The 20018-nt window shown below is 57.8% G+C and carries 21 protein-coding genes; 5 read left to right on the top strand and 16 right to left on the bottom strand.

All coding sequences use genetic code 11. From position 1 onward, the window contains the following. Positions 1-86 precede the first annotated feature (86 nt). The 5 genes from ACSQ16_RS05510 to ACSQ16_RS05490 form a co-directional block, all read right to left on the bottom strand. A complete protein-coding gene (locus ACSQ16_RS05510) occupies positions 87-695 on the bottom strand; it encodes a response regulator transcription factor (RefSeq protein WP_435988628.1) in 609 nt (202 codons plus the stop codon). Beyond that, a complete protein-coding gene (locus ACSQ16_RS05505; RefSeq protein WP_435988627.1) occupies positions 692-2206 on the bottom strand; it encodes a sensor histidine kinase in 1515 nt (504 codons plus the stop codon). The genes ACSQ16_RS05510 and ACSQ16_RS05505 overlap by 4 nt, the downstream gene beginning before the upstream one ends. An 84-nt stretch (positions 2207-2290) precedes the next feature. Continuing rightward, positions 2291-3057 (bottom strand): IS5 family transposase gene (locus ACSQ16_RS05500; protein WP_435988626.1). Its coding sequence is split into 2 segments (ribosomal slippage): positions 2291-2709 and positions 2709-3057, totalling 768 coding nucleotides; the frame shifts between segments, so codons are not numbered across the junction. A gap of 80 nt (positions 3058-3137) precedes the next feature. Next, complete coding sequence (locus ACSQ16_RS05495) at positions 3138-3995, bottom strand: alpha/beta fold hydrolase (RefSeq protein WP_435988625.1); 858 nt, start codon at positions 3993-3995, stop codon at positions 3138-3140. Further along, complete coding sequence (locus ACSQ16_RS05490) at positions 3992-4372, bottom strand: hypothetical protein (RefSeq protein ID WP_435988624.1); 381 nt, start codon at positions 4370-4372, stop codon at positions 3992-3994. Before ACSQ16_RS05490 ends, ACSQ16_RS05495 begins: the two co-directional genes overlap by 4 nt. Positions 4373-4610: 238 nt before the next feature. Between ACSQ16_RS05490 and ACSQ16_RS05485 the strand changes: the two genes are divergently transcribed. Further along, complete coding sequence (locus ACSQ16_RS05485; protein ID WP_435988623.1) at positions 4611-5486, top strand: dioxygenase; 876 nt, start codon at positions 4611-4613, stop codon at positions 5484-5486. A gap of 96 nt (positions 5487-5582) precedes the next feature. Further along, a complete protein-coding gene (locus tag ACSQ16_RS05480) occupies positions 5583-6482 on the top strand; it encodes a LysR family transcriptional regulator (protein ID WP_435988622.1) in 900 nt (299 codons plus the stop codon). 43 nt (positions 6483-6525) lie between these two features. Here ACSQ16_RS05480 and ACSQ16_RS05475 read toward each other — a convergent pair whose 3' ends face one another. The 11 genes from ACSQ16_RS05475 to ACSQ16_RS05425 all read right to left on the bottom strand — a co-directional run bounded on the left by ACSQ16_RS05475 (position 6526) and on the right by ACSQ16_RS05425 (position 16801). Beyond that, entirely contained in the window at positions 6526-7224 is a 699-nt protein-coding gene (locus ACSQ16_RS05475) for an ABC transporter ATP-binding protein (RefSeq protein WP_435988621.1), read from the bottom strand. Next, positions 7217-7960, bottom strand: a complete 744-nt coding sequence (locus ACSQ16_RS05470) for an ABC transporter ATP-binding protein (protein ID WP_435988620.1) — start codon at positions 7958-7960, stop codon at positions 7217-7219. The genes ACSQ16_RS05475 and ACSQ16_RS05470 overlap by 8 nt, the downstream gene beginning before the upstream one ends. Beyond that, positions 7953-8957 (bottom strand): branched-chain amino acid ABC transporter permease, encoded by a 1005-nt coding sequence (locus ACSQ16_RS05465; RefSeq protein ID WP_435988619.1) that lies wholly within the window; start codon positions 8955-8957, stop codon positions 7953-7955. The genes ACSQ16_RS05470 and ACSQ16_RS05465 overlap by 8 nt, the downstream gene beginning before the upstream one ends. 4 nt (positions 8958-8961) lie before the next feature. Next, positions 8962-9831 (bottom strand): branched-chain amino acid ABC transporter permease, encoded by an 870-nt coding sequence (locus ACSQ16_RS05460; protein ID WP_435988618.1) that lies wholly within the window; start codon positions 9829-9831, stop codon positions 8962-8964. A gap of 57 nt (positions 9832-9888) precedes the next feature. Further along, positions 9889-11061, bottom strand: a complete 1173-nt coding sequence (locus tag ACSQ16_RS05455) for an ABC transporter substrate-binding protein (RefSeq protein WP_260013269.1) — start codon at positions 11059-11061, stop codon at positions 9889-9891. Positions 11062-11101: 40 nt separating this feature from the next. Next, positions 11102-11881 carry a benzoate diol dehydrogenase BenD gene (gene benD, locus ACSQ16_RS05450; protein ID WP_260013270.1) on the bottom strand — a complete coding sequence of 260 codons (780 nt, stop codon included), beginning with the start codon at positions 11879-11881 and terminating at the stop codon, positions 11102-11104. Further along, entirely contained in the window at positions 11878-12900 is a 1023-nt protein-coding gene (benC, locus tag ACSQ16_RS05445) for a benzoate 1,2-dioxygenase electron transfer component BenC (RefSeq protein ID WP_260013271.1), read from the bottom strand. Before benC ends, benD begins: the two co-directional genes overlap by 4 nt. 71 nt (positions 12901-12971) lie before the next feature. Beyond that, positions 12972-13499, bottom strand: a complete 528-nt coding sequence (gene benB, locus ACSQ16_RS05440) for a benzoate 1,2-dioxygenase small subunit (protein ID WP_260013272.1) — start codon at positions 13497-13499, stop codon at positions 12972-12974. Between the two features lie 11 nt (positions 13500-13510). Next, positions 13511-14899, bottom strand: a complete 1389-nt coding sequence (benA, locus tag ACSQ16_RS05435; protein WP_260013273.1) for a benzoate 1,2-dioxygenase large subunit — start codon at positions 14897-14899, stop codon at positions 13511-13513. A 72-nt stretch (positions 14900-14971) separates the two neighbouring features. Then, the gene (locus tag ACSQ16_RS05430; RefSeq protein ID WP_435988617.1) at positions 14972-16117 is read right to left on the bottom strand and encodes a muconate/chloromuconate family cycloisomerase; all 1146 of its coding nucleotides are present in this window, start codon (positions 16115-16117) and stop codon (positions 14972-14974) included. 210 nt (positions 16118-16327) lie between these two features. Next, a complete protein-coding gene (locus ACSQ16_RS05425) occupies positions 16328-16801 on the bottom strand; it encodes a MarR family winged helix-turn-helix transcriptional regulator (protein ID WP_435988616.1) in 474 nt (157 codons plus the stop codon). A 299-nt stretch (positions 16802-17100) separates the two neighbouring features. Between ACSQ16_RS05425 and ACSQ16_RS05420 the strand changes: the two genes are divergently transcribed. The 3 genes from ACSQ16_RS05420 (at position 17101) to ACSQ16_RS05410 (ending at position 19988) form a co-directional block, all read left to right on the top strand. After that, a complete protein-coding gene (locus ACSQ16_RS05420) occupies positions 17101-18132 on the top strand; it encodes a TRAP transporter substrate-binding protein (protein ID WP_435988615.1) in 1032 nt (343 codons plus the stop codon). A gap of 66 nt (positions 18133-18198) precedes the next feature. Further along, positions 18199-18699: a TRAP transporter small permease gene (locus ACSQ16_RS05415; RefSeq protein WP_435988614.1), complete on the top strand. Its 501-nt coding sequence runs from the start codon at positions 18199-18201 to the stop codon at positions 18697-18699. Further along, entirely contained in the window at positions 18696-19988 is a 1293-nt protein-coding gene (locus tag ACSQ16_RS05410) for a TRAP transporter large permease (protein ID WP_435988613.1), read from the top strand. Before ACSQ16_RS05415 ends, ACSQ16_RS05410 begins: the two co-directional genes overlap by 4 nt. Positions 19989-20018 lie beyond the last annotated feature (30 nt).

Raw genomic sequence — 20018 nt, 5'->3', positions numbered from 1 at the left:
GGTTCCTTTTGTTGAACAGATACTCCGGTTCTAATCCCGCCCAACAAATCGCAACATTCGTAGCCCTCGCAGGTATATCCGTAGTTCTACGGGTCGGCCTGCGCTTCCAGCCAGTATCGCGTCAACTCTGCTGCCGAAGATGTGCCTGCTTTGACCGCAATCGCGGCACGGTGGCTTTCAACCGTACGCGGTGACAGGCCGAGCGCATCTGCGATCTGTTTTGTGGTCAGACCTTTCGCGATCATCTCAAGCACTTCTTGTTCACGCATTGAAAGATTATGAACCAACGCGACGGCTTCGGCGCGTTCGGCTATGACTTGCTCTCGCCTTTCAAGCTCTGCGTGGCCCTTCTGGATTGCGTCGATTAGATCCTGTTCGTCAACGGGCTTGCTGAGGAAATCAATCGCACCATTACGAAATGCCCGTCTGCAGGCTTCGATATCACCATGACCACTGATGATGACAGTGGGCCACGTCATTCCCTGCTGGTTCAGCTTTTCTTGTAGTTTTAGGCCCGAGATTGCGGGCATCCGAATATCTAAAATCAAACATCCCTGCGACAGGTTCGCGGCTTGGTTCAGGAAAGCCTCAGGAGAGGCAAAGCTGCGCACAGTCAGCCCCACGGTCTCAAGCAATAGCGTTAGGGCGCTGCGCACTGCCTCATCATCATCGACCAAATAGACGTTTTTACTCATGCTGCTACCGTGTGGGCTGAAATCGGGAGGGACAAGCGGAACGTGGTCTCGACCGCGTCGGATAGATGCGCAATCTCACCCCCCATTTCTTCGGCCAGGCGCTGGCACAAAGCCAGTCCAAGCCCTGTCCCTTCAGGTTTGCCGGTGACAAAAGGCTCGAAGATGCGTGGTCTGAGGTGGTCAGGGACGCCAGGCCCAGTGTCGGTGACGTCCAAAATGGCCAATCCATTATCAACTCCGGTCCGGATCGTGACCCACGCCCCTTCAGAGGCATCAAGTGCATTTCGGACGAGGTTAAAAATGATCTGCTCCAGCTCGACTGGGTTCGCATCAACAAGATGTGAGGCCTCTTGAAGCGACAACACAATCGTAGCCCCTCTGCTCTTCGCCTCCAGTGCTAATAGGCGTTGTACCGATTGAGCGGCCTCATGAAGGGCGCAAGGTTTCAAAGGCGCGCGGTTTGGTTTGCTCCAGCGCCGCAGACGTTCAAGAATGTCCGCTGCCCGCTGCGCTTGCGCGACCGTGTCATCGAGCACTGAGCCAAGACGGTCAACATCCCCGCGGCGCAACAAGTGCCGACCGGCCTGCGCTTGGCTGAGGATTGCCGTCAACGGCTGCGCCAGTTCATGTGCCATGCCGCTTGCCATCTCGCCCATCGCATTGACGCGCGAGGCATGTGCCAATCTGGTCTCCTGTGCGCTCAGCTTGGCCCGATTTTCGGCCTCTTTGGTTCGCGCGCGCTGTTTTAGCCCGAGACCAGTCAGAAAGAGCAAAGCTGAAACCAATAGAATTGCAGTCAGTGCTTTTCCCATTGGCACGAGGTCTACGAGCCGAATGGCCAGGTCAGTTTGCAATATGAATGGCTGCGACGCGCTTCCAAGAGGCTTTGAAAACCCCAGCATCTCCTGCGAAGGCTGACCTACCAGCGCAGCCCGTCCGTCCGGCATCAGAAGGCGCAGGGACACTGATGGCTCTTTCCAAAATTGATCATCGGACGCGACCAAAGCCCGCGCATCAACGACCAGCGCCAGTCCATGCTGCGCCGCGTCGGTATTAGGAGTGCGCTTGACGACCATATAGTGGTCAGACCTGTTAGGCATCTGCGCCACCTGCAACGCTCCGGAGGAGTTGCGAGCCATCCGAACGACCAACGCGGCGTCCTCGTTGGCTAGGCTATGCAGCGTTTTGTTTATCGGCTCTGAGGTATCGAACGGAATTACGTTTATGGAGGTGATGCGCGGATAGAACCGCATGATCGTCGAACCCACGTCTATAAGTAAGTCCTGGCGCGCACCCTCACCTGCCAAAAATATGGCTGACAAAGACGTCAAATGTGCATCATGCTGATCAGCGCGCTGCGAGGCCAGTCGGTGGAGCGTGGAGCTTTTCGTTGTGAATTCGCGCACCAAACTCTGGCGTTCAAAAAATGCTAGCGCACATAGCGAAAGTGAAACGGCAAATACCCATATTCCAAGGTACCGGCAGACGGTATGCGAGTTTGAAAAAGTCATCCGTTTTCATCGCAGATGCCACACCAATCACCAATCCGTATTTATACGGTCATATGAAATGGCTTTGCTTAGGGTCAGGATTCATTACCAGTAGATGACGAGGGCGGCGAGGGCGATGGCCGAAAGGAAGACCTTCGGGCATCGGTCATATCGGGTGGCCACACGGCGCCAGTCCTTGAGTCTTCCGAACATAATCTCGATGCGATTGCGCCGCTTGTATCTCCGCTTTTCGTATTTGACCGGCGTCTTGCGCTTTTTTCGGCCTGGGATGCAGGCGCGTATCCCCTTGTTCTGCAACGCTTCTCTGAACCAGTCAGCATCATAGCCGCGATCCCCGGGTAGCCATTTGACCTTTGGCAGACCGCTCAGCAGGGCCCGTGCGCCGATGTAATCACTGACCTGTCCGGCGGTGACGAACAGGTCGATCGGTCGCCCCTGACTGTCGCAGATGGCGTGCAGCTTGGTGTTCATGCCGCCCTTGGTTCGACTGATCAGGCGACCACGCCCCCTTTTTTGGAGGCCATACTGGTCGCAGTTCGGTGGGCTTTGAGATACGTCGCGTCGATCATCACGGTCGTCTTCTCGCCGTGTTCTGCCGCCGGCCCGGCCATCATCCGCGCGAAGATGCCCTTCTCGCTCCACCGCTTCCACCGGCTGTAGAGCGTCTTGTGAGGACCATAGGCAGCAGGCGCATCGCGCCACCGCAAGCCATTGCGATTGCGATTGCGATTGATGAAGATAATCCCGCTCAGCACCCTCTTGCCATCTACCCGGGGCTTCCCGCGTGACTTGGGAAAGAAGGGCGCCAGACGCGCCATCTGCGCGTCGGTCAGCCAGAAAAGATCGCTCATATCACTGCTCCATTTTCCGAGCGGTGAATCATGCTGTGCGCGCGAAATCAAAGCATCCTGACCCTAGTCACAGCAGTGCCTTAGACCATCACAGCCTCTAAACTAGCCACCTTATCTAAGGCCTTTGCAAAGAAAGGACGAAACCCTTCCGGGTGCTCGCTCATCGGGAAATGGCCCAGTTCGTCCATAACAGACAGGGTCGCCCCCGGAATTGCCTTTGCAGTACGCGCTGCATCCTCGGGGGTGCAGGTGAGATCGTAGGCCCCAACGATGATATGCACCGGCGTGCGGCTTGTATCAATTTGTGGCAGCCGTGCGATCAGACTGTCATCCTTAGTGTAAAAGCTAAGGTCGCCGCGGAATACACCGGGGCCGCTTTGCATGAACATCCAAAGCGTATTTGCCCGCTCTGCCGATGGCGCGTAGGGCGAGATATTGGCCGAGACAAGCGCCGCACCCATCTCTCCGCCATGGGCGTCGGGACGGTGGAACCAGTCAATGTCGTACCACGCGGGCTGAAAATCTGAGGCTTCGATAGCAATGAACCCACTAAACTTTTCCGGATGCAAAGCGGCAAGCTGCAGCGCGATACGTCCCCCCATGGAGCAGCCAGCAAGCACAGGACGCTCCAACCCAAGCCCCTCGATCATTGCAAGGATGGTTTCGATATATGCGTCGGTGGTGAGCAGGTATTCCTCGGTCTCGAACCCTTCCGGCGGCAAGGATTTCCCGTGCCAAGGCATATCGAATGCAATCAAACGGTATGCGGCGGTAAGGTCGGTGTCGTTGAGCAAATGGCGCCATTGCCGCGTATCAGCACCGGCTGTGTGCAGGCAGAGAACAGGGCGGCCCTGCCCTGCTTCTTCGAAATAGATACGTCGGGCGGCGCCTTCGACCTCGATGGTGATGTAGCGGCCAGTAATCGGTTCGATGCTCATGCGGATACTCCCTCCTGCGCGCGTGCGATGCCCAAAACTTCCTTGAAGAAACGAAGGTTTTTCACGAGACACAGGATGTCCCCGTCAATCCGCCCCCGTCCAATCTTCACCAAGCCAAAGATGTCATGAAATCCAGGTTCCGGGCGCGGCTGCCAGAACTTGCCCAAGGCCTCAGCGTCGGTGCGAAGCGCGAAACGCCAAGGTGTTTTGCGGCTCGGCCCCTGTTCGATCTGGGTGATATGCCCCTTTTCGAAGGACAGGTAATATTCGTCGCCATCCACTTCGATAAGGACCGTCTCAGAAAAGAGCCGCCCGAGCCGCAAAAGATGCGGCGACTTTGCGAGTGTGGCTTGAATACGCTTAAAATTCTCGATCACCTGAGCCTCCCATACATGGATGCAAGCTTGGTGCCACGATCCCCCATCCGCGCGCCATGCCAACAGGGGTATGGGGTGATACTCTGAAACCAGCGCAGCATGCCGAGGGACGCTCGGCCTGCGGCGCGGTATCACTCAATACCAAGACAGGCATTGGGCAAAGGACCCCGATCGCGGATGGTCAGTTCAACGGGAGTGCAGACGCAGCTCGCTCCCAGACTGCCAGGAGGAGGAAACCATGGGCATCGTTAACCAAGACAATATCACCGCCGTCGTGACAGAGAGCCTCGGTAAACACGGGGATATCAGCAGCCGCGAGCGCGAGATCGCGACATCAATGATCAAGCACCTGCATGGCTTCATTAAGGATGTAAAACTCCAACACCATGAGTTCCTCGCCGCCTGCGACTACTTCGCACGCGCCGGCAAGCTGTGCGATGACAACCGGCAAGAGTTCATTCTGTTGGGCGATATCTTGGGTCTCGAAGTCCTTGTCGATATGATGACGAACCCGGTCGAAGGCAAAGAGAGTGAATCCACCGTGCTGGGGCCGTTCTATCGGGAAAATCCGCCAGTGCTGCCCAAGGGCGCGTCGATCATTCAAAAGCACTTCGAAAATGAAGAGACTGTCTTTTTCGAAGGTCACATCAAAGACGAGAATGGCAATGGCATTGCCGGCGTGACGCTCGACGTTTGGGAGGACGCGCCCAATGGTATCTATGAAAACCTCGATCCTGATCAACCGGAATACAACCTGCGAGGCCGCTTTGAGACGGATGAAAACGGCCATTACGCATTTATCGCCGTACGTCCGGTCCCCTACCCCATTCCCGATGATGAAACCGCTGGCGAGTTACTGCGCTTCATGGGGCATCACCCGAACCGCCCCGGCCATATGCATTTCATGATTTCCAAAAACGGCTATCGCCCTCTGATTAGCCAAATCTATGATGCCGATAGCGCGTGGCTTGACGATGACAGTGTCTTTGCCGTGAAGGAAAGCCTGATCGGCAAGTTCAACCGGGCCAGCCAAGACCTAGGTACGGACCTGCATTTCGAGTTCGATTTCGTCCTCAAAGAAGGCGCGGTTTCGCAGGCCGTGGCCGCCGAGTAATTTCTCACACCTCCCTGTGAACTGGCCCCCGTCCTGCGGGGGCCTTTTTTTGTGAGTGGGGATCACATAACATCAGCTTTCGGGGGGAGCGTCACAATGAATTTCAAGCAGCTCAGCTACTTTATCGCCGTGGCGGAAGAGCTTCACTTTGGCCGCGCCGCGGAACGTCTCGACATGGCGCAGCCGCCTCTGAGCCGCCAGATCAAGCAATTAGAAGAAGACCTCGGCGCGGTGCTGTTCAATCGGGGTCGAAGCTCCATCAGCCTGACACAGGCCGGTGAGCGGCTGCTTCATCGCGGAAAGTCGATCATCGCTCAGTTGGATGATACGCGGCTGGAATTGCGCCGCCTCGGCCAAGGGGCGGAAGGCAGGCTGCGGATTGGCTTCGTAGGGTCGGCGACCTTTGGGATTTTGCCCAATATCATCCGATCTTACCGCGCCAATTACCCCGAGGTTAACCTCAGCCTCATTCCGATGAACAACGCGGACCTGCATCGTGCTTTGGTGTCGCGCGAGTTGGACGCGGTGTTTGCCCGCCCTACCCTGAAGGACCCTGAGTTTCTCTCTAAGCATCTTGCCGAAGAAAAACTGATCCTCGCGCTTCCTGATGTCGTTGATACTGGAGGGCGCACGGTAGCACGGCTTGAAAGATTGATGACCCACAATCTGATTTTGTACCCGGAGCGGCCACGCCCTAGCTATGCCGATATGGTCCTCAACGCGGTCAAGGAGGCGGGGTTTGAAGCGCCCTTAAGGCTATGGTGTATGGACCTTCAAACTGCCCTAAGCCTCGTGGCGGTGGGCGAAGGGGTTTGCATTGTTCCGGAGTCTGTCTCGAGCGCGCCGCGCAAAGGCATGAAATTTCTCAATATTGAACCCGAAATTGCGCGCACCGAGTTATCGGTGAGTTACCGCCTTGATGATCAGGGAGTCCACGTCAAAAACTTCGTGAATGTCGCCCAGAAAGTCTCCCGAAGCAGCCCCCTAAAGAGGTAGACTGAAGACTGTCCCTCTCGTAAGCCTCGGCCTGCCGTGTGTATCACACGCCAAGCCAAGTGTGTTGAACCTCTCCGTTCGCCCTGATCTCCGCTGCGGTCCCAGACCAAACAACCTGTCCCTTGCCAACGACCACGACGTCGTCCGCGAGTGATGTGGCAAACCCGAAGTTTTGTTCTACGATAACCATCGACATACCGCCGTCTCGCAGTTCCTGCAGCTTGTCATGCAGCAGCTTGACGATGATGGGGGCCAAGCCTTCTGTCGGCTCATCGAGTATCAGCAATTCCGGGTTCATGAGCAGACCGCGGGCAATGGCCAGCATCTGTTGCTCGCCCCCCGACAACTGGGCCCCGCCGTTGTCCATGCGTTCTGCAAGCCGGGGAAAGACCTCCAACACACGTTCCATTGTCCATTCGGCCTTTGGCCCACCGAACCGTTTGGCGGCAAGCTCAAGGTTTTCCCGCACTGACAGGGACGGAAAGATATCGCGCGTTTCTGGGACATAGGCGATCCCGGCTTTGGCAATATTAAAGGGCTGCGCGGCGATCGGCGCGCCGTTGAAAACGATGTCTCCAGACTTCAGCGGCAGTAACCCCATGATCGTTTTAAGTGTCGTGGACTTTCCCGCCCCATTGCGTCCCAGCACGGCCAATACACTGCCCTTCTGCGCCTTCAGAGAAAGACCATAAAGAACTTGGGTCTCACCATAGCCGGATTCGATGGCATTAAGTTCAAGCATCTTCCCAACTCCCCAGATAAATCTCTTTCAACAAGTTCGACCCCCGGGCCGCCTCCGGCAATCCGTCAAAGACCACTTCGCCGTAATTCAGAACGGTGATGGTATCCGCGACATCAAAGGCCAGATCCATATCATGCTCGATAATCAGCATGGTCAGATCACGGGGCAGATTGTTCAGCAGGTCGTGAAACCCCTTGGCCATTTCTGGGCCCACGCCACTGGTGGGTTCATCCATCAGCAGCACTAGCGGCCGCGTAGCGAGCGCCACGCCGACTTCCAGCTGCCTTCGGACCCCATAGCTGATTTCCGAGACTTTGGCGTCGAGATAGGGCAGCAACATAACCTGTTCGGCGACTTCCGCAACGATCTCACGGACTTCGGGTTTCGACAGGCTGTCTGACCACAGGCGCGTCGCATGGCCCGTATGAACCGCCGCTGCTAGCCCGAGATTTTCCCTCACGGTCAGCCCATCGAAGAGTGTGTTCTTTTGGTAGCTGCGTGACAGACCGCGACGTACCCGCTTCGCAACCGGCAAGGTCGTTACATCCTCGCCTGCCAAATGAATGCTTCCGCTACTCGGGGTCAGTTCACCGACCAATTGATTGAATAGCGTCGTTTTGCCTGCGCCATTAGGCCCAAGGATGACCCGCCGTTCGCCGCGCTCCAGCTTCAGGGAAATATCTCGGGTCACATGGACCGCGCCGAAACTCTTTTCCAGATTACGTGTCTCAAGCATCGGTAACAACCTCCCGTGCAGCGCGGGTGGCGGGCCGATTGGTGCCTCGGCGGCTTTTCCAGACACTCCAACGGCCTTCGATAAAGCCGTAGATTCCGTTTGCCCGGCTCATCACTACGGCAATCAGGACAACCCCCACCACAAGGTGCCAATAGGTCGTCACAGCGCTCAGCTCATGCTTGAGCAGGACAAAGACGACGGCGCCGACAAGCGGGCCTACCAGTGTGCCCAATCCGCCAAGGATGACCACGACAAGTGCCTCGCCCGAAACGGTCCAGCCCAGCAGGCCAGGAGAGATATACATAATATGCTGGGCCGTCAGCGCCCCGGCGAGGCCAGCGATCATGCCCGAAAGCCCGAAGACATCCGCCTTTACCCGCCAGACTGTCAGCCCAAGCGCCCGCATGCGTTGTTCGTTGTGCATGACGCCCGTCAGCGAACGGCCAAGACCCGATCGCAGGATCAGAACCGACATCAGGTAGACCCCTGCGAGCGCCACCAGACAGAACAAAGCAAAGCTGCGGCTGTCGTTGAGGTCTACGCCAATCAAGGTGAGGTCAAGACGCGAGATGCCCCCCAGCCCATCATCGCCTCCGAAGAGCGGTGCTTCGAAAATATAGGAGTAAGCCATCTGACCGAAAGCCAGCGTGGCCATGATGAAGTAAATCCCGTGGCTGCGCGAACAGACCGCACCAATCACCCAAGCCGCTGCGCCGGTAATAGCGATCGCGGCACCCATGGCCATCAGAGGCGTTGCGCCGAACTGGGTAGACAAGAGCGCGAAGGCGTAGGCCCCCACTCCCATCAGCGCGCCGTGGCAGAGTGAGACCATACCGCCAAAGCCCGCGACAATGTCGAGCGCCAAAACCAGCATAGCAAGGATCAGGATCTCGGTCAGGATTTCGAGGCCGAAATACTCGGCCGCAAAGGCCTGAAACAGTGCCCCACCAGAGAGCATCACCAAGAAAGCGTAGCGAAGTGTATTGTGGCTGAACATCAGCTTATCCTTTCGCCGGAAAGAGGCCCACTGGCTTGATCACAAGGACCGCAGCCAAGAGCGCATAGATGAGAACGGAGGCCAGTTGTGGGGCAAGCACAGCGCCAAAAGTCTGAACGCAGCCATAGATCAGCGACCCGGCAATGGCGCCTTTAAGCGATCCAAGCCCACCGATCACAATCACGATCAGCGTCGGGATCAGGATTTGCAGCCCCATGTCAGGCGTCACGCTCAGCAAGGGCGCGGCCACCGCACCGGCCAGACCTGCAAGCGCGCAGCCCACGCAGAAAACGATAAAGAACAGCCGCTCGACGTTAATGCCCAGGCAGGCGGCCATAACATCATTGTCGACGCCCGCTCGGATCATTGCGCCGATTTGCGTGCGCCGAAGGACAAAGCCCAAAGCGGCGAGGACGGCCAGACCAAGGGCGATGATGAACAACCGGTAAGTCGGGTATTCCACCCCAAGAAACGCCGTTCGCCCTTGAAAGACATCAGGCACTGCAATGCCAAGCGCCAGATCGCCCCAAAAGATGCGGGTGAGATCGAGCAGCGCGAAGATCAATCCGAAGGTGACAAGCACCTGCGCCATCGGACCAGATTTCCGCATGCGCTTGATCAGGCCTGAGTAGAGCAACATGCCGACACCGGCGACAGCGACCGGCGCCAGAAAGAAACCCAGCCAATAGCCGCCAACCGCCGCGAGGGAGGCCGCGAAATAGGCGCCGAGCGCGTAGAGCGCCCCATGCGCGAGGTTCACGAAATGCATCAACCCAAAGATCACGGTCAGGCCGATAGAAAGAAGAAACAATAGCATGGAAAGCTGCAGCGCGTTCAGCGCTTGAAGTATCCAAAAGCCAAGGTCATGTGACATGGAAGGCCCTCCTTGTTGGAAAGACCCGGCCGCAGATACGCGGCCGGGCTACTGGCATCAGTTTGAAACCGGAGCCATCTCACAGCCGTTGGCGGGGTCCGCTTCCGCAGGAAGCTTCGCCAAGACTTTCTGTGTCTGTCCGCCATCGCCCGCGACCGTCTCGTAGACGTAGATCGGCTGGACGATATTGTTGGTCGCAGGATCAATCGAAAGCGTCCCGCGCGGGCCATCAAACTTGACCTTGCGCAAGGCGTTGGCGAGGGTTTCGCGATCCGTCGCACCTGCTTTTGTCGCCTCGATCAGCGCGCGGGCCGCGTCATAGCCATGCACTGCAAACTCGGAAGGCGCACGGCCCGTCTTCTCCTTGAAGGCCGATACAAAGGCAGCATTCTCAGGGCTATCGATCGTCGGCGCATAATGGAGAGCGGTGATCACCCCTTCGGCGGCGGGACCTTCGGCATTCACGTAAAGCGGAGACGTCAGAAAGCCGGAACCGTAGAGCGGCAGATCGGCCTTCAGGCCAAAGCTATCGTACTGTTTCACGAAGGAGATCGCCTCACCACCCGCATAAAAGACGAACACCGCATCAGCGCCACTGGATTTGGCTTGGGCCAGATAGGGTCCGAAATCCTGCGTTTTCTGGAACGGCGTGTATTCCTGCCCGACGATCTCTCCGCCCGCTGCGGTGAATGTCTCGGTAAAGCCGCCAATCATCTGCCGTCCGGCGGCATAATCAGGCGCGAGGGTATAGACCTTGCGGATCCCCTGCTCATACATCCATTTGCCCATCGGGCGGTTCACCTGCCCGTTGGAGAACGACATGCGCGTGATATAGGGCGAACAACTGACCCCGGTGGCCTCGTCGTTGCCGGCGTTGGCGACGATCAGGGGAACGCCGGCACCATGTACCATATCACGCACAGCACCCAGAACGCCGGAACTGACGATGCCCACCATGACATCAACCTTATCCTGAAGGATCAGCTTTTTCGCTTTGCCCAGGGCGACCGGGGGTTTCACCTCGGTATCCTCGCTGACAATCTCGAATGTTGCATCGGTTTCCGAGCCGAACTTTTCGATGCCAAGGTTGAAGCCTGCTTCGATCTCATTGCCAAGCGAGGCGTAAACCCCTGAGAAAGGCAGCAGCATACCGACCTTGAAGTCTTCCGCAGCGGCAGGCACAGCCAGACCGGTGGCGAGCCCAAGGGCCGCCAGAATAGTACGTTTCATTATGTTCTCCTCCAGTTGAACTAAGACCCCCCCTCAGGGTCTAACCAAGATCGCCCCCACCCACCGGCACCGTGACGCCGGTGATGTAGGACGCGTCATCCGACGCCAGAAACAGGATCGGACCTGCCTGTTCGTCGAGTGTTCCGTAACGTTTCATGAAGGAGGACTGGATCGTCTGGTCGACGATGGTCTGATACCAGTCCTCGCGTTGTTCTTCTTCGGCATTCGGATTGCGCGGCACCACGCGCGCGGGCGCTTCGGTGCCACCGGGCGCTGTCGCCACCACGCGAATGCCCCGCTCGGCCATCTCCCAGGCAAGGTTCGCGGTGATCGCGTTCACCCCCCCTTTGGCCGCGCCGTAGGGCACGCGGTTGAGCCCCCGTGTGGCGATGGAAGATACGTTGACGATCACGCCACTTTCGCGTTGCAACATATGGTCGATCGCAGCACGACAACAAAACAGTGTCGGGAAAAGCGAGCGACGTACCTCTGCCTCGATCTGCTTTGGCTCATAATGCTCATAGGGTTTGGCCCAGATGGTGCCGCCCACGTTGTTGATCAGGATGTCAATCTGGCCCCAGAGATCGACGGCCTTTTGCATGGCCTTTGCGCAGCCGGTCCATGTTTCGAGGTTGACGCTGATCGCTTGGGCCTCCCCCCCGGCGCTGCGGATCGCTTTGACCACCTCGTTGCGGGCGGGAGATCGGTCGACGATCAGAACCCGTGCGCCCTCTTTCGCCGCGCGCTCTGCCACCGATCGACCGATGCCCTGCGCCGCACCCGTGGCCACCATAACCTTGCCTTCGAAACGCGCGCTCATGCGGCTTCTGCCGAGGTTTCTGTCGGGTTGAACTTTTCATAATGAAAGCTCACCGGTGCCACGCCCAATGTGTCGAAGTGAGACCGCACCGCATCCACCATGGGCGGCGGGCCGCAAAGGTAGACATCGCAATCCCCCCCGCAAAGGTCTTCTGCCGAAAGGTGATCGGTCACAAACCCCTTGCGGTCGTGCGCCTCGTCCTCTGCTGCGAGGACGGTCACGACGGTGACATTGCCAATCTTCTCGGCCAGCGCGTTGACCCGGTCCAATTCGACCAGATCGGCCGCACGGGTCACCGCGTAAAAGAGTTTGATGGGCTGGTCGGTCCCCTGCTCGGCCAATTGCTCCAGCATCGACAGGAAAGGTGCGAGGCCGGTGCCACCTGCCAGCCAAAGCTGGTTGCGTTCGATGGGGCGCAGGTAAAACGCCCCCATCGGACCAGTGAGCGTCACCTGGTCGCCCGGTTTGGCCCGCTCGCTCAGATAGCTGCTCATAACCCCACCGGGCAGATTGCGAATCAGGAAGGTCGCCTCATCACCGCCCTGCGCGGAAGAGAAGGAATAGGAGCGGTGCTGTCCGGTTCCCGGGACGGTCACATTGACATATTGCCCGGGCAGGAAACCCATGGGTTTGGCCAGTTTCAGCTTCAGGCTGAAGGATGTCTCAGAAAGGGTTTCGACGGCCAGCACCTCGCCTTCGATGGCTTCCGGCGCAGTTTTGCAGGCAGCGGATGATGTCGGCACGCGCAACACACAGTCGCTTTCGGGTATCATCTGACAAGTCAGCACATAGCCCGCTTCGGCTTCCTCGTCGCTCATGGACTCGTCCATGTAGAACTCAAGCTCGTAGGTGCCTTTTTCGGCAAAGCATTTGCAGGTGCCGCAAACACCATCGCGACAATCCATCGGCAGGTTGATTTTCTGCCGGAAGGCCGCATCCGTTACCTTCTCATCGTCATCGCATTGGATGACGCGGGTGACACCATCCTCGAAGTTCAGGGCGACATTGTAGCTCGTCATGGCATGCTCCTCCCTTGGCCACGCAGCCTGCCGGGCTGCGCGGGGGTGTAGTGGCTCCCGACTGAACGGGATCAAGTGTGGTAGACGTCGATCACGTGGTGGATGTGGTCGTTCTTCAGGACTACTTTTTTGTCAGTGATCAACGGCTTGGGGCCGGTGATGTCGACCGTGTAAAAAGACGTGCCCCAGTGTTGGTCAGTCGCACCGTAGCGGTAGCTCAGCGTTTGCCAGTTGAAGCGCAGCTTGATCTCGCTGCCGGTGCGGGCCAGCACCTCGATACCAGAGAGGTAATGATTGGTCCGTGGCTCAGGCAGTGACGTGGCCGATGACCGGTCGGTCTTAATCCGAAAGACGCGATCCTCAATGCCCTGTTTGTTGGGATAGTACATCAAGGAGATTTCGTTCGCCGGGTCTTCAGTCAGCGTATCATAGTCATCCCAAGCGGGCATCCAGAAGGGGCAATCCTTGTGGTAGAAGGCCAACCAAGTGTCCCAGTCCCGGTCATCGAGGGCGCGGGCCTCTGCGAAGAGAAACGCTTGGATCTCTTCATAGCTCATGGCCGAGGTAGCCTCTGTGCGGTCAAGTGTTGCAGTGTTCATGTCGGCCCCCCTTATTCTGCTGCCAAAGTCGCATCGGGCGCGTTTTCGCGCTCCTTTGCGATGGCTTGGTTCATGCGCTCTTGCCAGTTGCTGTGCTGGATCACGAAAAGCCCTTCGTCTTCCGTCCGCGCGCCAGATAAGATCGGGTTGATCCCCAGCTTCTTGGCATCCTCATCCGGCCCTTTGATCCACTGTGTCGCCCCGCGGGTGAGGTCGTTCCATTTGGCATGTGCGGCACCGGCATAGCCGCGCTGTGTGGCCCGAAATTCTTCGGTATCATCCGGTGTGGCCATCCCTGAGGCATTGAAGAAGTCCTCGTACTGCCGAATGCGGCGGGTCCGTGCTTCCTGGCTCTCCCCTTTCGGGGCGATGCAATAGATGGTCACTTCGGTCTCATTGACGCTGATCGGGCGGAAGACCCGGATCTGCGAACTGAACTGATCCATCAGGAAAACGTTTGGATAGAGGCAGAGGTTGCGCAACACACCTACCATCCAGTCGGCTTTGGTTTCGCCGTGCTTTTCAGTCCATTCCTCAAGGCGCGAATATCCCGGACGGTTGGTCGGATCGGCCCATTCGGTCCAGAGCAGGATGTGACCGTTCTCATAGGCGTGAAAGCCGCCCCGCTGCTTGGCCCATTTGCTTGCATCCGTTGCCTTGATGTCGTCTTCCTTACCATCGTCGGTGCGGTGGGCCGTGGTCGCCACATAGTTCCAATGAACCGCCGAGACGTGATAGCCATCGGCCCCATTCTCGGCCTGTAGTTTCCAATTGCCGTCATAGGTGTAGGTCGACGAGCCGCGCAGGACCTCAAGCCCCTCGTCGGCCTGATCCACGATCATGTCGATCATCTTGCAAGCATCGCCGAGGTAGTCTTTCAGCGGCTGAACGTCCTCGCTGAGCGAACCGAACAGGAACCCGCGATAGCTCTCGAACTTTGCCACTTTGGTAAGGTCGTGGCTGCCGTCCGTATTGAACTGCTCAGGGTAGCCTGCGCCTTTGGGGTCTTTGACTTTCAAAAGCTTGCCGGTGTTGGAAAAGGTCCAACCGTGGAAGGGACAGGTAAATGTCTTTTGATTGCGACGTTTGAACCGGCAAAGCTGCGCCCCGCGGTGCGAACAGGCGTTCACCAGCGCGTGCAGCTCGCCATCCTTGTCACGGGTGATGACAACCGGCGTGCGCCCCATCGTCAGAGTAAAGTAGTCGCCCGGGTTCGGGATCTGGCTTTCATGCGCCATGTAGATCCAGTTGCCTTCGAAGATATGTTTGATCTCCAGTTCGAACATCTCTTCATCGGTGAAGATGTCCCGGCGGCAACGGAATACACCGTTCTCCGGATCATCTTGGATCGCGCCGTCAAGGCGCGTCTGGAACTCATCGAGATTGGATTGCGTGAACATTTGGTCCTCCTCCTAAACGCCGTCACGCTTCTCCAGCGTGTCGGCTGATTTTTTCGTTTCCCCCGCTGGCAATCAGCCGGCGATGGCTTTCATGCTGCGTTGCGCACCACGTCGGAATGCGGCGATCTTGTCGGGGTCGAGTGTGACACCGATGCCCGGGCCGGACGGGACTTCGACACAGAAGTCGCGGTAAATGAGCGGCTCCGCGAGGATCCCGTCTGTCAGCAACAAGGGTCCGAAAAATTCGGTGCCCCAGTGCAGGGTCTCGATCGTCGCAAAGAGTTGCAGCGCTGCTGCGGTGCCCAATCCGGTCTCAAGCATGGTGCCGCCGTAGAGGCCAAGACCAGCGGCCTGACCGATGGCGATAACCTCCGAGGCGCGCTTGAGCCCCCCAGACTGGGCAACTTTCACGGCGAAAACGTCGGCGCAATTCTCACGGACGGCAGCCAAAGCGTCCTCCGGGCCGTTTAGAGCTTCATCCGCCATGACGGCGATCTCATAGCCCTTGGTCAGTTCGGCCATCGCCCGGCGATAGCGCGCGGCGACAGGTTGTTCTACCAGCTCACAGCCAGCATCCTGCAGCCCCTTCAAACCCCAGCGTGCTTCCTGAAGGGACCAAGCCGTGTTGACGTCCACCCTCACGCTTGCCGCGTCTCCCACGACCTGCTTGATACGCGCCACATGCGCGACATCCTCCCGCACGGACCGCTTTCCGATCTTCAGCTTGAAGATATTGTGACGCCGGGTTTCGATCATCTCCTGCGCTTCGGCGATGTCGGTATCGGAATTTCCCGATGCCAAGGTCCATGCGACGGGCAATTTCTGGTTTACCGCCCCGCCAAACAGTTGCGAGACCGGAACACCGAGCCGTTTGCCCAACCCGTCCCACAGCGCGATTTCAACCGCGGTTTTGGCGATGCGGTTGCCTTTTACCAATTTGTCGATCAGTTGGATCGCGCCGTTCACATTATCAGCTTCACGGCCCAACAAGAGCGGCGTGATATAGGTATCAATTGCAGATTGGATGCCCTCAGGGCTTTCGGCCCCGTAGCTCAGACCGCCGATGGTCGTGCCCTCACCGATCCCTTCCGACCCATCAGAGCATCTGATCCGAACCAAGACAGCGGTCTGCGTGCGCATCGTCGCCATCGAAAGCACGTGTCCTCGGATGGTCGGGATGTCGAGGATCATCGTTTCAATTTGGTCGATCTTCGTCATGGGTTCACCGCATCTGCAAGTTTTCATCTGCAGCACAGAATGCCCGCCCTATTCGGATTCTGTCGATGATGGGTGGGGTCTTGGGTGATACCCTGCGATTTCACGCGCCGCGTGGCTCCTAGACAGCGTTCATCTTTTGGTCAGCCGCAGGCACAAATGCGTTCAGGCTCTCGGTGCAGTCCCGCATTGACACTTTCCGCTTGCTCGACGTCAATCATCCGGGTCGAGAGCAGCCTTATAATCTTCAGAGGTTACCCATCCCCCGAGCCGCGCGAGAAGACCGTTAAGCGTGGTAAGCTCGTCCTCAGACAGCGGTTGGGTCAGCACCTTCTCCAGCCGATCGGAAATGCGCCTGCCAATTAGGCGCATCTCTTTTCCTTTTGGCGTGGTCGACAGAAAGAAAACCCGCGCGTCTTTGGGGGAATTCTCGCGTTGGATCAGCTCTGCGGCCAGCAGGTTCTGGATGATGCGCGAGGTAAGACTGCGCTCGAACCCGCTGATCTTAGCGAGTTCAGCGAACGTTGTGCCGGGCGCATCATCTACCAATCGCAACACCCGCAAATCGCGGATGCGACATCCGGTTTCCCTGAGAAATATCTCGTCATTCGCGGCAATGGCTTCATCGGCGAGGATATTTAGCCGATAGGTCAAACGCTCGTTTTTGAAGGTCGAGTTCTTGGTCATTCGTTGCTGCTGCCCGCTCTGTTGAGAAATTACCAAAACGGTATCACCCGTTACCTTGCTTGGCGCAAAACGCATAAATTCACAAGAATCCCGCTTGCGATAATTATCTTAAGCTGCAATCATCTTAATGTGAGATTAGTTTTAGGCCCGCGCTGGTATGGCCGCAAGGCTAAGCACGTTTGCGATGAACGGGGGCTGAGCACATGATTTCACTGCCATGAGAGGCGGCTGCGACCGGGCGGGAGGCCCGGGCGCACAGCTCCGCAGAATTTTCTGATAAAACCGAGGGAGAAATACCGATGATAGCAGCAAGAGCCCTGTGCTTTGGCCTGACGACGGCCGCATTTGCAACGACGGCGATACAGTCCGCCAGCGCAGAAACACTTACCCTTTCGTCTTGGGTGCCACCCACCCATTTCGTCCATACCGACTTTCTGGTGCCGTTCACCCAAAAGGTCTCCGAAGTGACAGAGGGCCGGGTCACCGTGACGATCCTGCCCGCGCCGCTGGCCAGCCCGCCCCAGCATTGGGAGCTGGCCCGAAACGGTGTCGCGGACATCACTTGGGGGAACTTCACCTATGAACCTGAACGATTCGTTTCGCTGTGGTTCTCTGAATTCCCTAACGCTGGCACGAATGCCGAAGCGCAGAGCCGCGCTTTGTGGCAGACCTTTGATAAGTACCTATCCGATCTTGAGGCCTTTGACGGGGTGAAGATGCTGGCGGTAGGCCTGTTCGGCGGCGGGCAGTTGCACCATGGCGCAAAGGATCTGGTCACCCCCGGTGACGTAGCAAACCAGAAGTTTCGCATGGGCGGCCCCATTCAGGAAAAACTGCTGACCTCGCTTGGCGCGGTTCCAGTGGCGGCCCCCGCGACGAAGGCATATGAAATGCTGGAAAGCGGCGTGATCGACGGGTCGCTTCACACGATGGAATCGGTCGTGAACTTCCGGCTCGAAGACAGCCTGAAGCATCATACGATCTTCCCCAACGGTTTTTATGACGCGTCCTTCTTCGTGATCATGAACGGCGCGAAATGGGAGTCGCTCGGCGCCGATGACCAAGCTGCCATCGAAGGCATCATCGGCGAAGGCCTGTCAGCGAAATGGGGTAAGAACTTCGACGTACAGAACCCCGCGGCATATGAGAAGCTCAAGGCCGACGGTCACACAGTATCTGACGCCTCAGCGGAACTCATCGCTGCGGTAGATGTGGTCTATGGCGAGATGGTCGGCGATTGGGTTCTGAACGCCAAAGCCGCCGGCGTCGAAGACCCACAGGCCATGCTCGATTTCTACAACACGACATATAAGGCCCTCGCCGCCGAATAACCCGCACCTCAGTGACTTGTCGGGGGCCGATACGACGGCCCCCGTTTTCTTTTCAGGAGAAATATCATGCTGCACATAGCGTGGAAAATCCGCAGGGCTGTGGAACTGATGATGGCCTTGTTTCTACTCGCAATGGTTGCCCTGACCTTTGCGGATGTCATTGGACGCCGTTTAATCGGCAAGCCGATCTACGGGGCAAATGACATTACAGAGCATCTCATGGCCCTTGTCGTCTTTGCAGGCCTGCCCTTGGTCACGGCTGCAGGCGCACATCTGACCATCGACCTTTTCGACAAGGTGATCGGCAAGCCCTCGATGGCGTGGTGGCGTGCTCTCATCTCGGCTCTTGTGGTGGTCGTTCTGGCGATGATCGCTTGGCTCTTCATCAAACATGGCTTCACCGCCGCGCGCATTTCCGAAGTGAGCCAAGCCCTCCGCGCCCCCCGCGCCCCCCTTTATTTCTACATGGGGCTCAGCTGTGCCCTATCCGCTTTGGCCGCCTTCGCCACTGCCTTTGCTGGCCCAATGGTGGACCCCGCAGATACCCACGAGGAAGAAGCACTATGATTGTCGGCTCTATTGCCATGTTCGCGGCCATTCTCTTGGCCTTTCTGCGGGTGCCGCTGGCCTTTGCCCTTCTCGCGGTCTCCACCGCTGGCATCGGGTTCGCGATAAACTGGAACATTGCCTTCCAGCTGCTGCCACTGACGATCTCGGAAGCGGTGCTTTCCTATGACCTCGCGGTCGTCCCGATGTTCATACTGATGGGCAACGTCATATCCCGCACCGGCATCGCCCATGACCTGTTTCGGGCGGCTTATGCTTTCGTCGGTCATGTACGGGGCGGATTGGCGCTTTCGACCATGGTGGCATGTTCGGGGTTCTCTGCCGTTTGCGGGTCCAGCTATGCCACCGCGGCAACCATGGCCAAGGTCGCCTACCCCAGTATGAAAAAGTACAAATACTCCGATGAGCTTGCCTCGGGCACGATTGCCGCTGGCGGCACCCTCGGCATTCTGATCCCGCCCTCCATCATCATGGTGGTCTACGGCATTCTGACCCAGACAAACATCGGCGCGCTCTTCATTGCCGGGGTCGTGCCGGGTCTACTTGGGCTTGCGCTCTATATGCTTGCGATCCGGCTGGTCGCCGCGCGCCATCCCGAGCATGCGCCGCAGGGGGATCGTACGCCTTGGCGCGATAGGATTCTTGCCTTGTCGGGCATCTGGCCCTTCGTGCTGCTGTTCGGCCTGATCATCGGCGGACTTTATGCCAAACTTTTCACGCCGACCGAGGCGGCGGGCATGGGCGCAGGTCTTGCCATACTGGTGGCAACGCTCCACGGACGGCTCTCTTGGAAGGTACTGCGCGCGGTGATCATCGATACGGCCTATACTTCGATTTCGCTTTATACGGTACTGTTCGGCGCCTTGATGCTGTCCAAGCTGCTTACCCTATCAGGGCTCGCAGGCGGAATTCTTGCCTTCGTGCAATCGACCGGCCTTGAGGGCTACGCCCTGATCTTTGCGATCATGCTCGTTTTTCTCGTGCTTGGCTGTGTAATGGATTCCATGGCCATTATCCTGATCTTCGTGCCGCTCTTTGCACCTATCGTCGTGGCGCAGGGGTTCGATCTGGTGTGGTTCGGTATCATCGTGATCGTCGTGACCGAAATCGCCCTGATCACACCGCCTGTCGGAATGAATGTATTCGTACTGAAGGCCGTGCTGCCCGACGTGCCGGTTATCCGTATCTTTAAAGGGCTCATCCCATTTATCACGGTGGACGTGGTGCGTCTTGCTCTGCTGATCGCGTTTCCCGGCATCACACTCTGGCTGGGATCAACAATCGGGTAAGCGCAGGTGCAGAGGGTTGGACGACCGCGC

It is taken from the genome of Sulfitobacter sp. SH24 (assembly GCF_965641895.1).
Taxonomy (GTDB): Bacteria; Pseudomonadota; Alphaproteobacteria; order Rhodobacterales; family Rhodobacteraceae; genus Sulfitobacter; species Sulfitobacter dubius.
This window is presented reverse-complemented; position numbering and strand designations above follow the sequence as displayed.

Excerpts from the sequence above, each read along its gene's own strand:
- ACSQ16_RS05510 (WP_435988628.1), bottom strand. The coding sequence starts at position 695 with ATGAGTAAAAACGTCTATTTGGTCGATGATGATGAGGCAGTGCGCAGC.
- ACSQ16_RS05505 (WP_435988627.1), bottom strand. The coding sequence starts at position 2,206 with ATGACTTTTTCAAACTCGCATACCGTCTGCCGGTACCTTGGAATATGG.
- ACSQ16_RS05495 (WP_435988625.1), bottom strand. The coding sequence starts at position 3,995 with ATGAGCATCGAACCGATTACTGGCCGCTACATCACCATCGAGGTCGAA.
- ACSQ16_RS05485 (WP_435988623.1), top strand. The coding sequence starts at position 4,611 with ATGGGCATCGTTAACCAAGACAATATCACCGCCGTCGTGACAGAGAGC.
- ACSQ16_RS05480 (WP_435988622.1), top strand. The coding sequence starts at position 5,583 with ATGAATTTCAAGCAGCTCAGCTACTTTATCGCCGTGGCGGAAGAGCTT.
- ACSQ16_RS05475 (WP_435988621.1), bottom strand. The coding sequence starts at position 7,224 with ATGCTTGAACTTAATGCCATCGAATCCGGCTATGGTGAGACCCAAGTT.
- ACSQ16_RS05470 (WP_435988620.1), bottom strand. The coding sequence starts at position 7,960 with ATGCTTGAGACACGTAATCTGGAAAAGAGTTTCGGCGCGGTCCATGTG.
- ACSQ16_RS05465 (WP_435988619.1), bottom strand. The coding sequence starts at position 8,957 with ATGTTCAGCCACAATACACTTCGCTACGCTTTCTTGGTGATGCTCTCT.
- ACSQ16_RS05460 (WP_435988618.1), bottom strand. The coding sequence starts at position 9,831 with ATGTCACATGACCTTGGCTTTTGGATACTTCAAGCGCTGAACGCGCTG.
- ACSQ16_RS05455 (WP_260013269.1), bottom strand. The coding sequence starts at position 11,061 with ATGAAACGTACTATTCTGGCGGCCCTTGGGCTCGCCACCGGTCTGGCT.
- benD (WP_260013270.1), bottom strand. The coding sequence starts at position 11,881 with ATGAGCGCGCGTTTCGAAGGCAAGGTTATGGTGGCCACGGGTGCGGCG.
- benC (WP_260013271.1), bottom strand. The coding sequence starts at position 12,900 with ATGACGAGCTACAATGTCGCCCTGAACTTCGAGGATGGTGTCACCCGC.
- benB (WP_260013272.1), bottom strand. The coding sequence starts at position 13,499 with ATGAACACTGCAACACTTGACCGCACAGAGGCTACCTCGGCCATGAGC.
- benA (WP_260013273.1), bottom strand. The coding sequence starts at position 14,899 with ATGTTCACGCAATCCAATCTCGATGAGTTCCAGACGCGCCTTGACGGC.
- ACSQ16_RS05430 (WP_435988617.1), bottom strand. The coding sequence starts at position 16,117 with ATGACGAAGATCGACCAAATTGAAACGATGATCCTCGACATCCCGACC.
- ACSQ16_RS05425 (WP_435988616.1), bottom strand. The coding sequence starts at position 16,801 with ATGACCAAGAACTCGACCTTCAAAAACGAGCGTTTGACCTATCGGCTA.
- ACSQ16_RS05420 (WP_435988615.1), top strand. The coding sequence starts at position 17,101 with ATGATAGCAGCAAGAGCCCTGTGCTTTGGCCTGACGACGGCCGCATTT.
- ACSQ16_RS05415 (WP_435988614.1), top strand. The coding sequence starts at position 18,199 with ATGCTGCACATAGCGTGGAAAATCCGCAGGGCTGTGGAACTGATGATG.
- ACSQ16_RS05410 (WP_435988613.1), top strand. The coding sequence starts at position 18,696 with ATGATTGTCGGCTCTATTGCCATGTTCGCGGCCATTCTCTTGGCCTTT.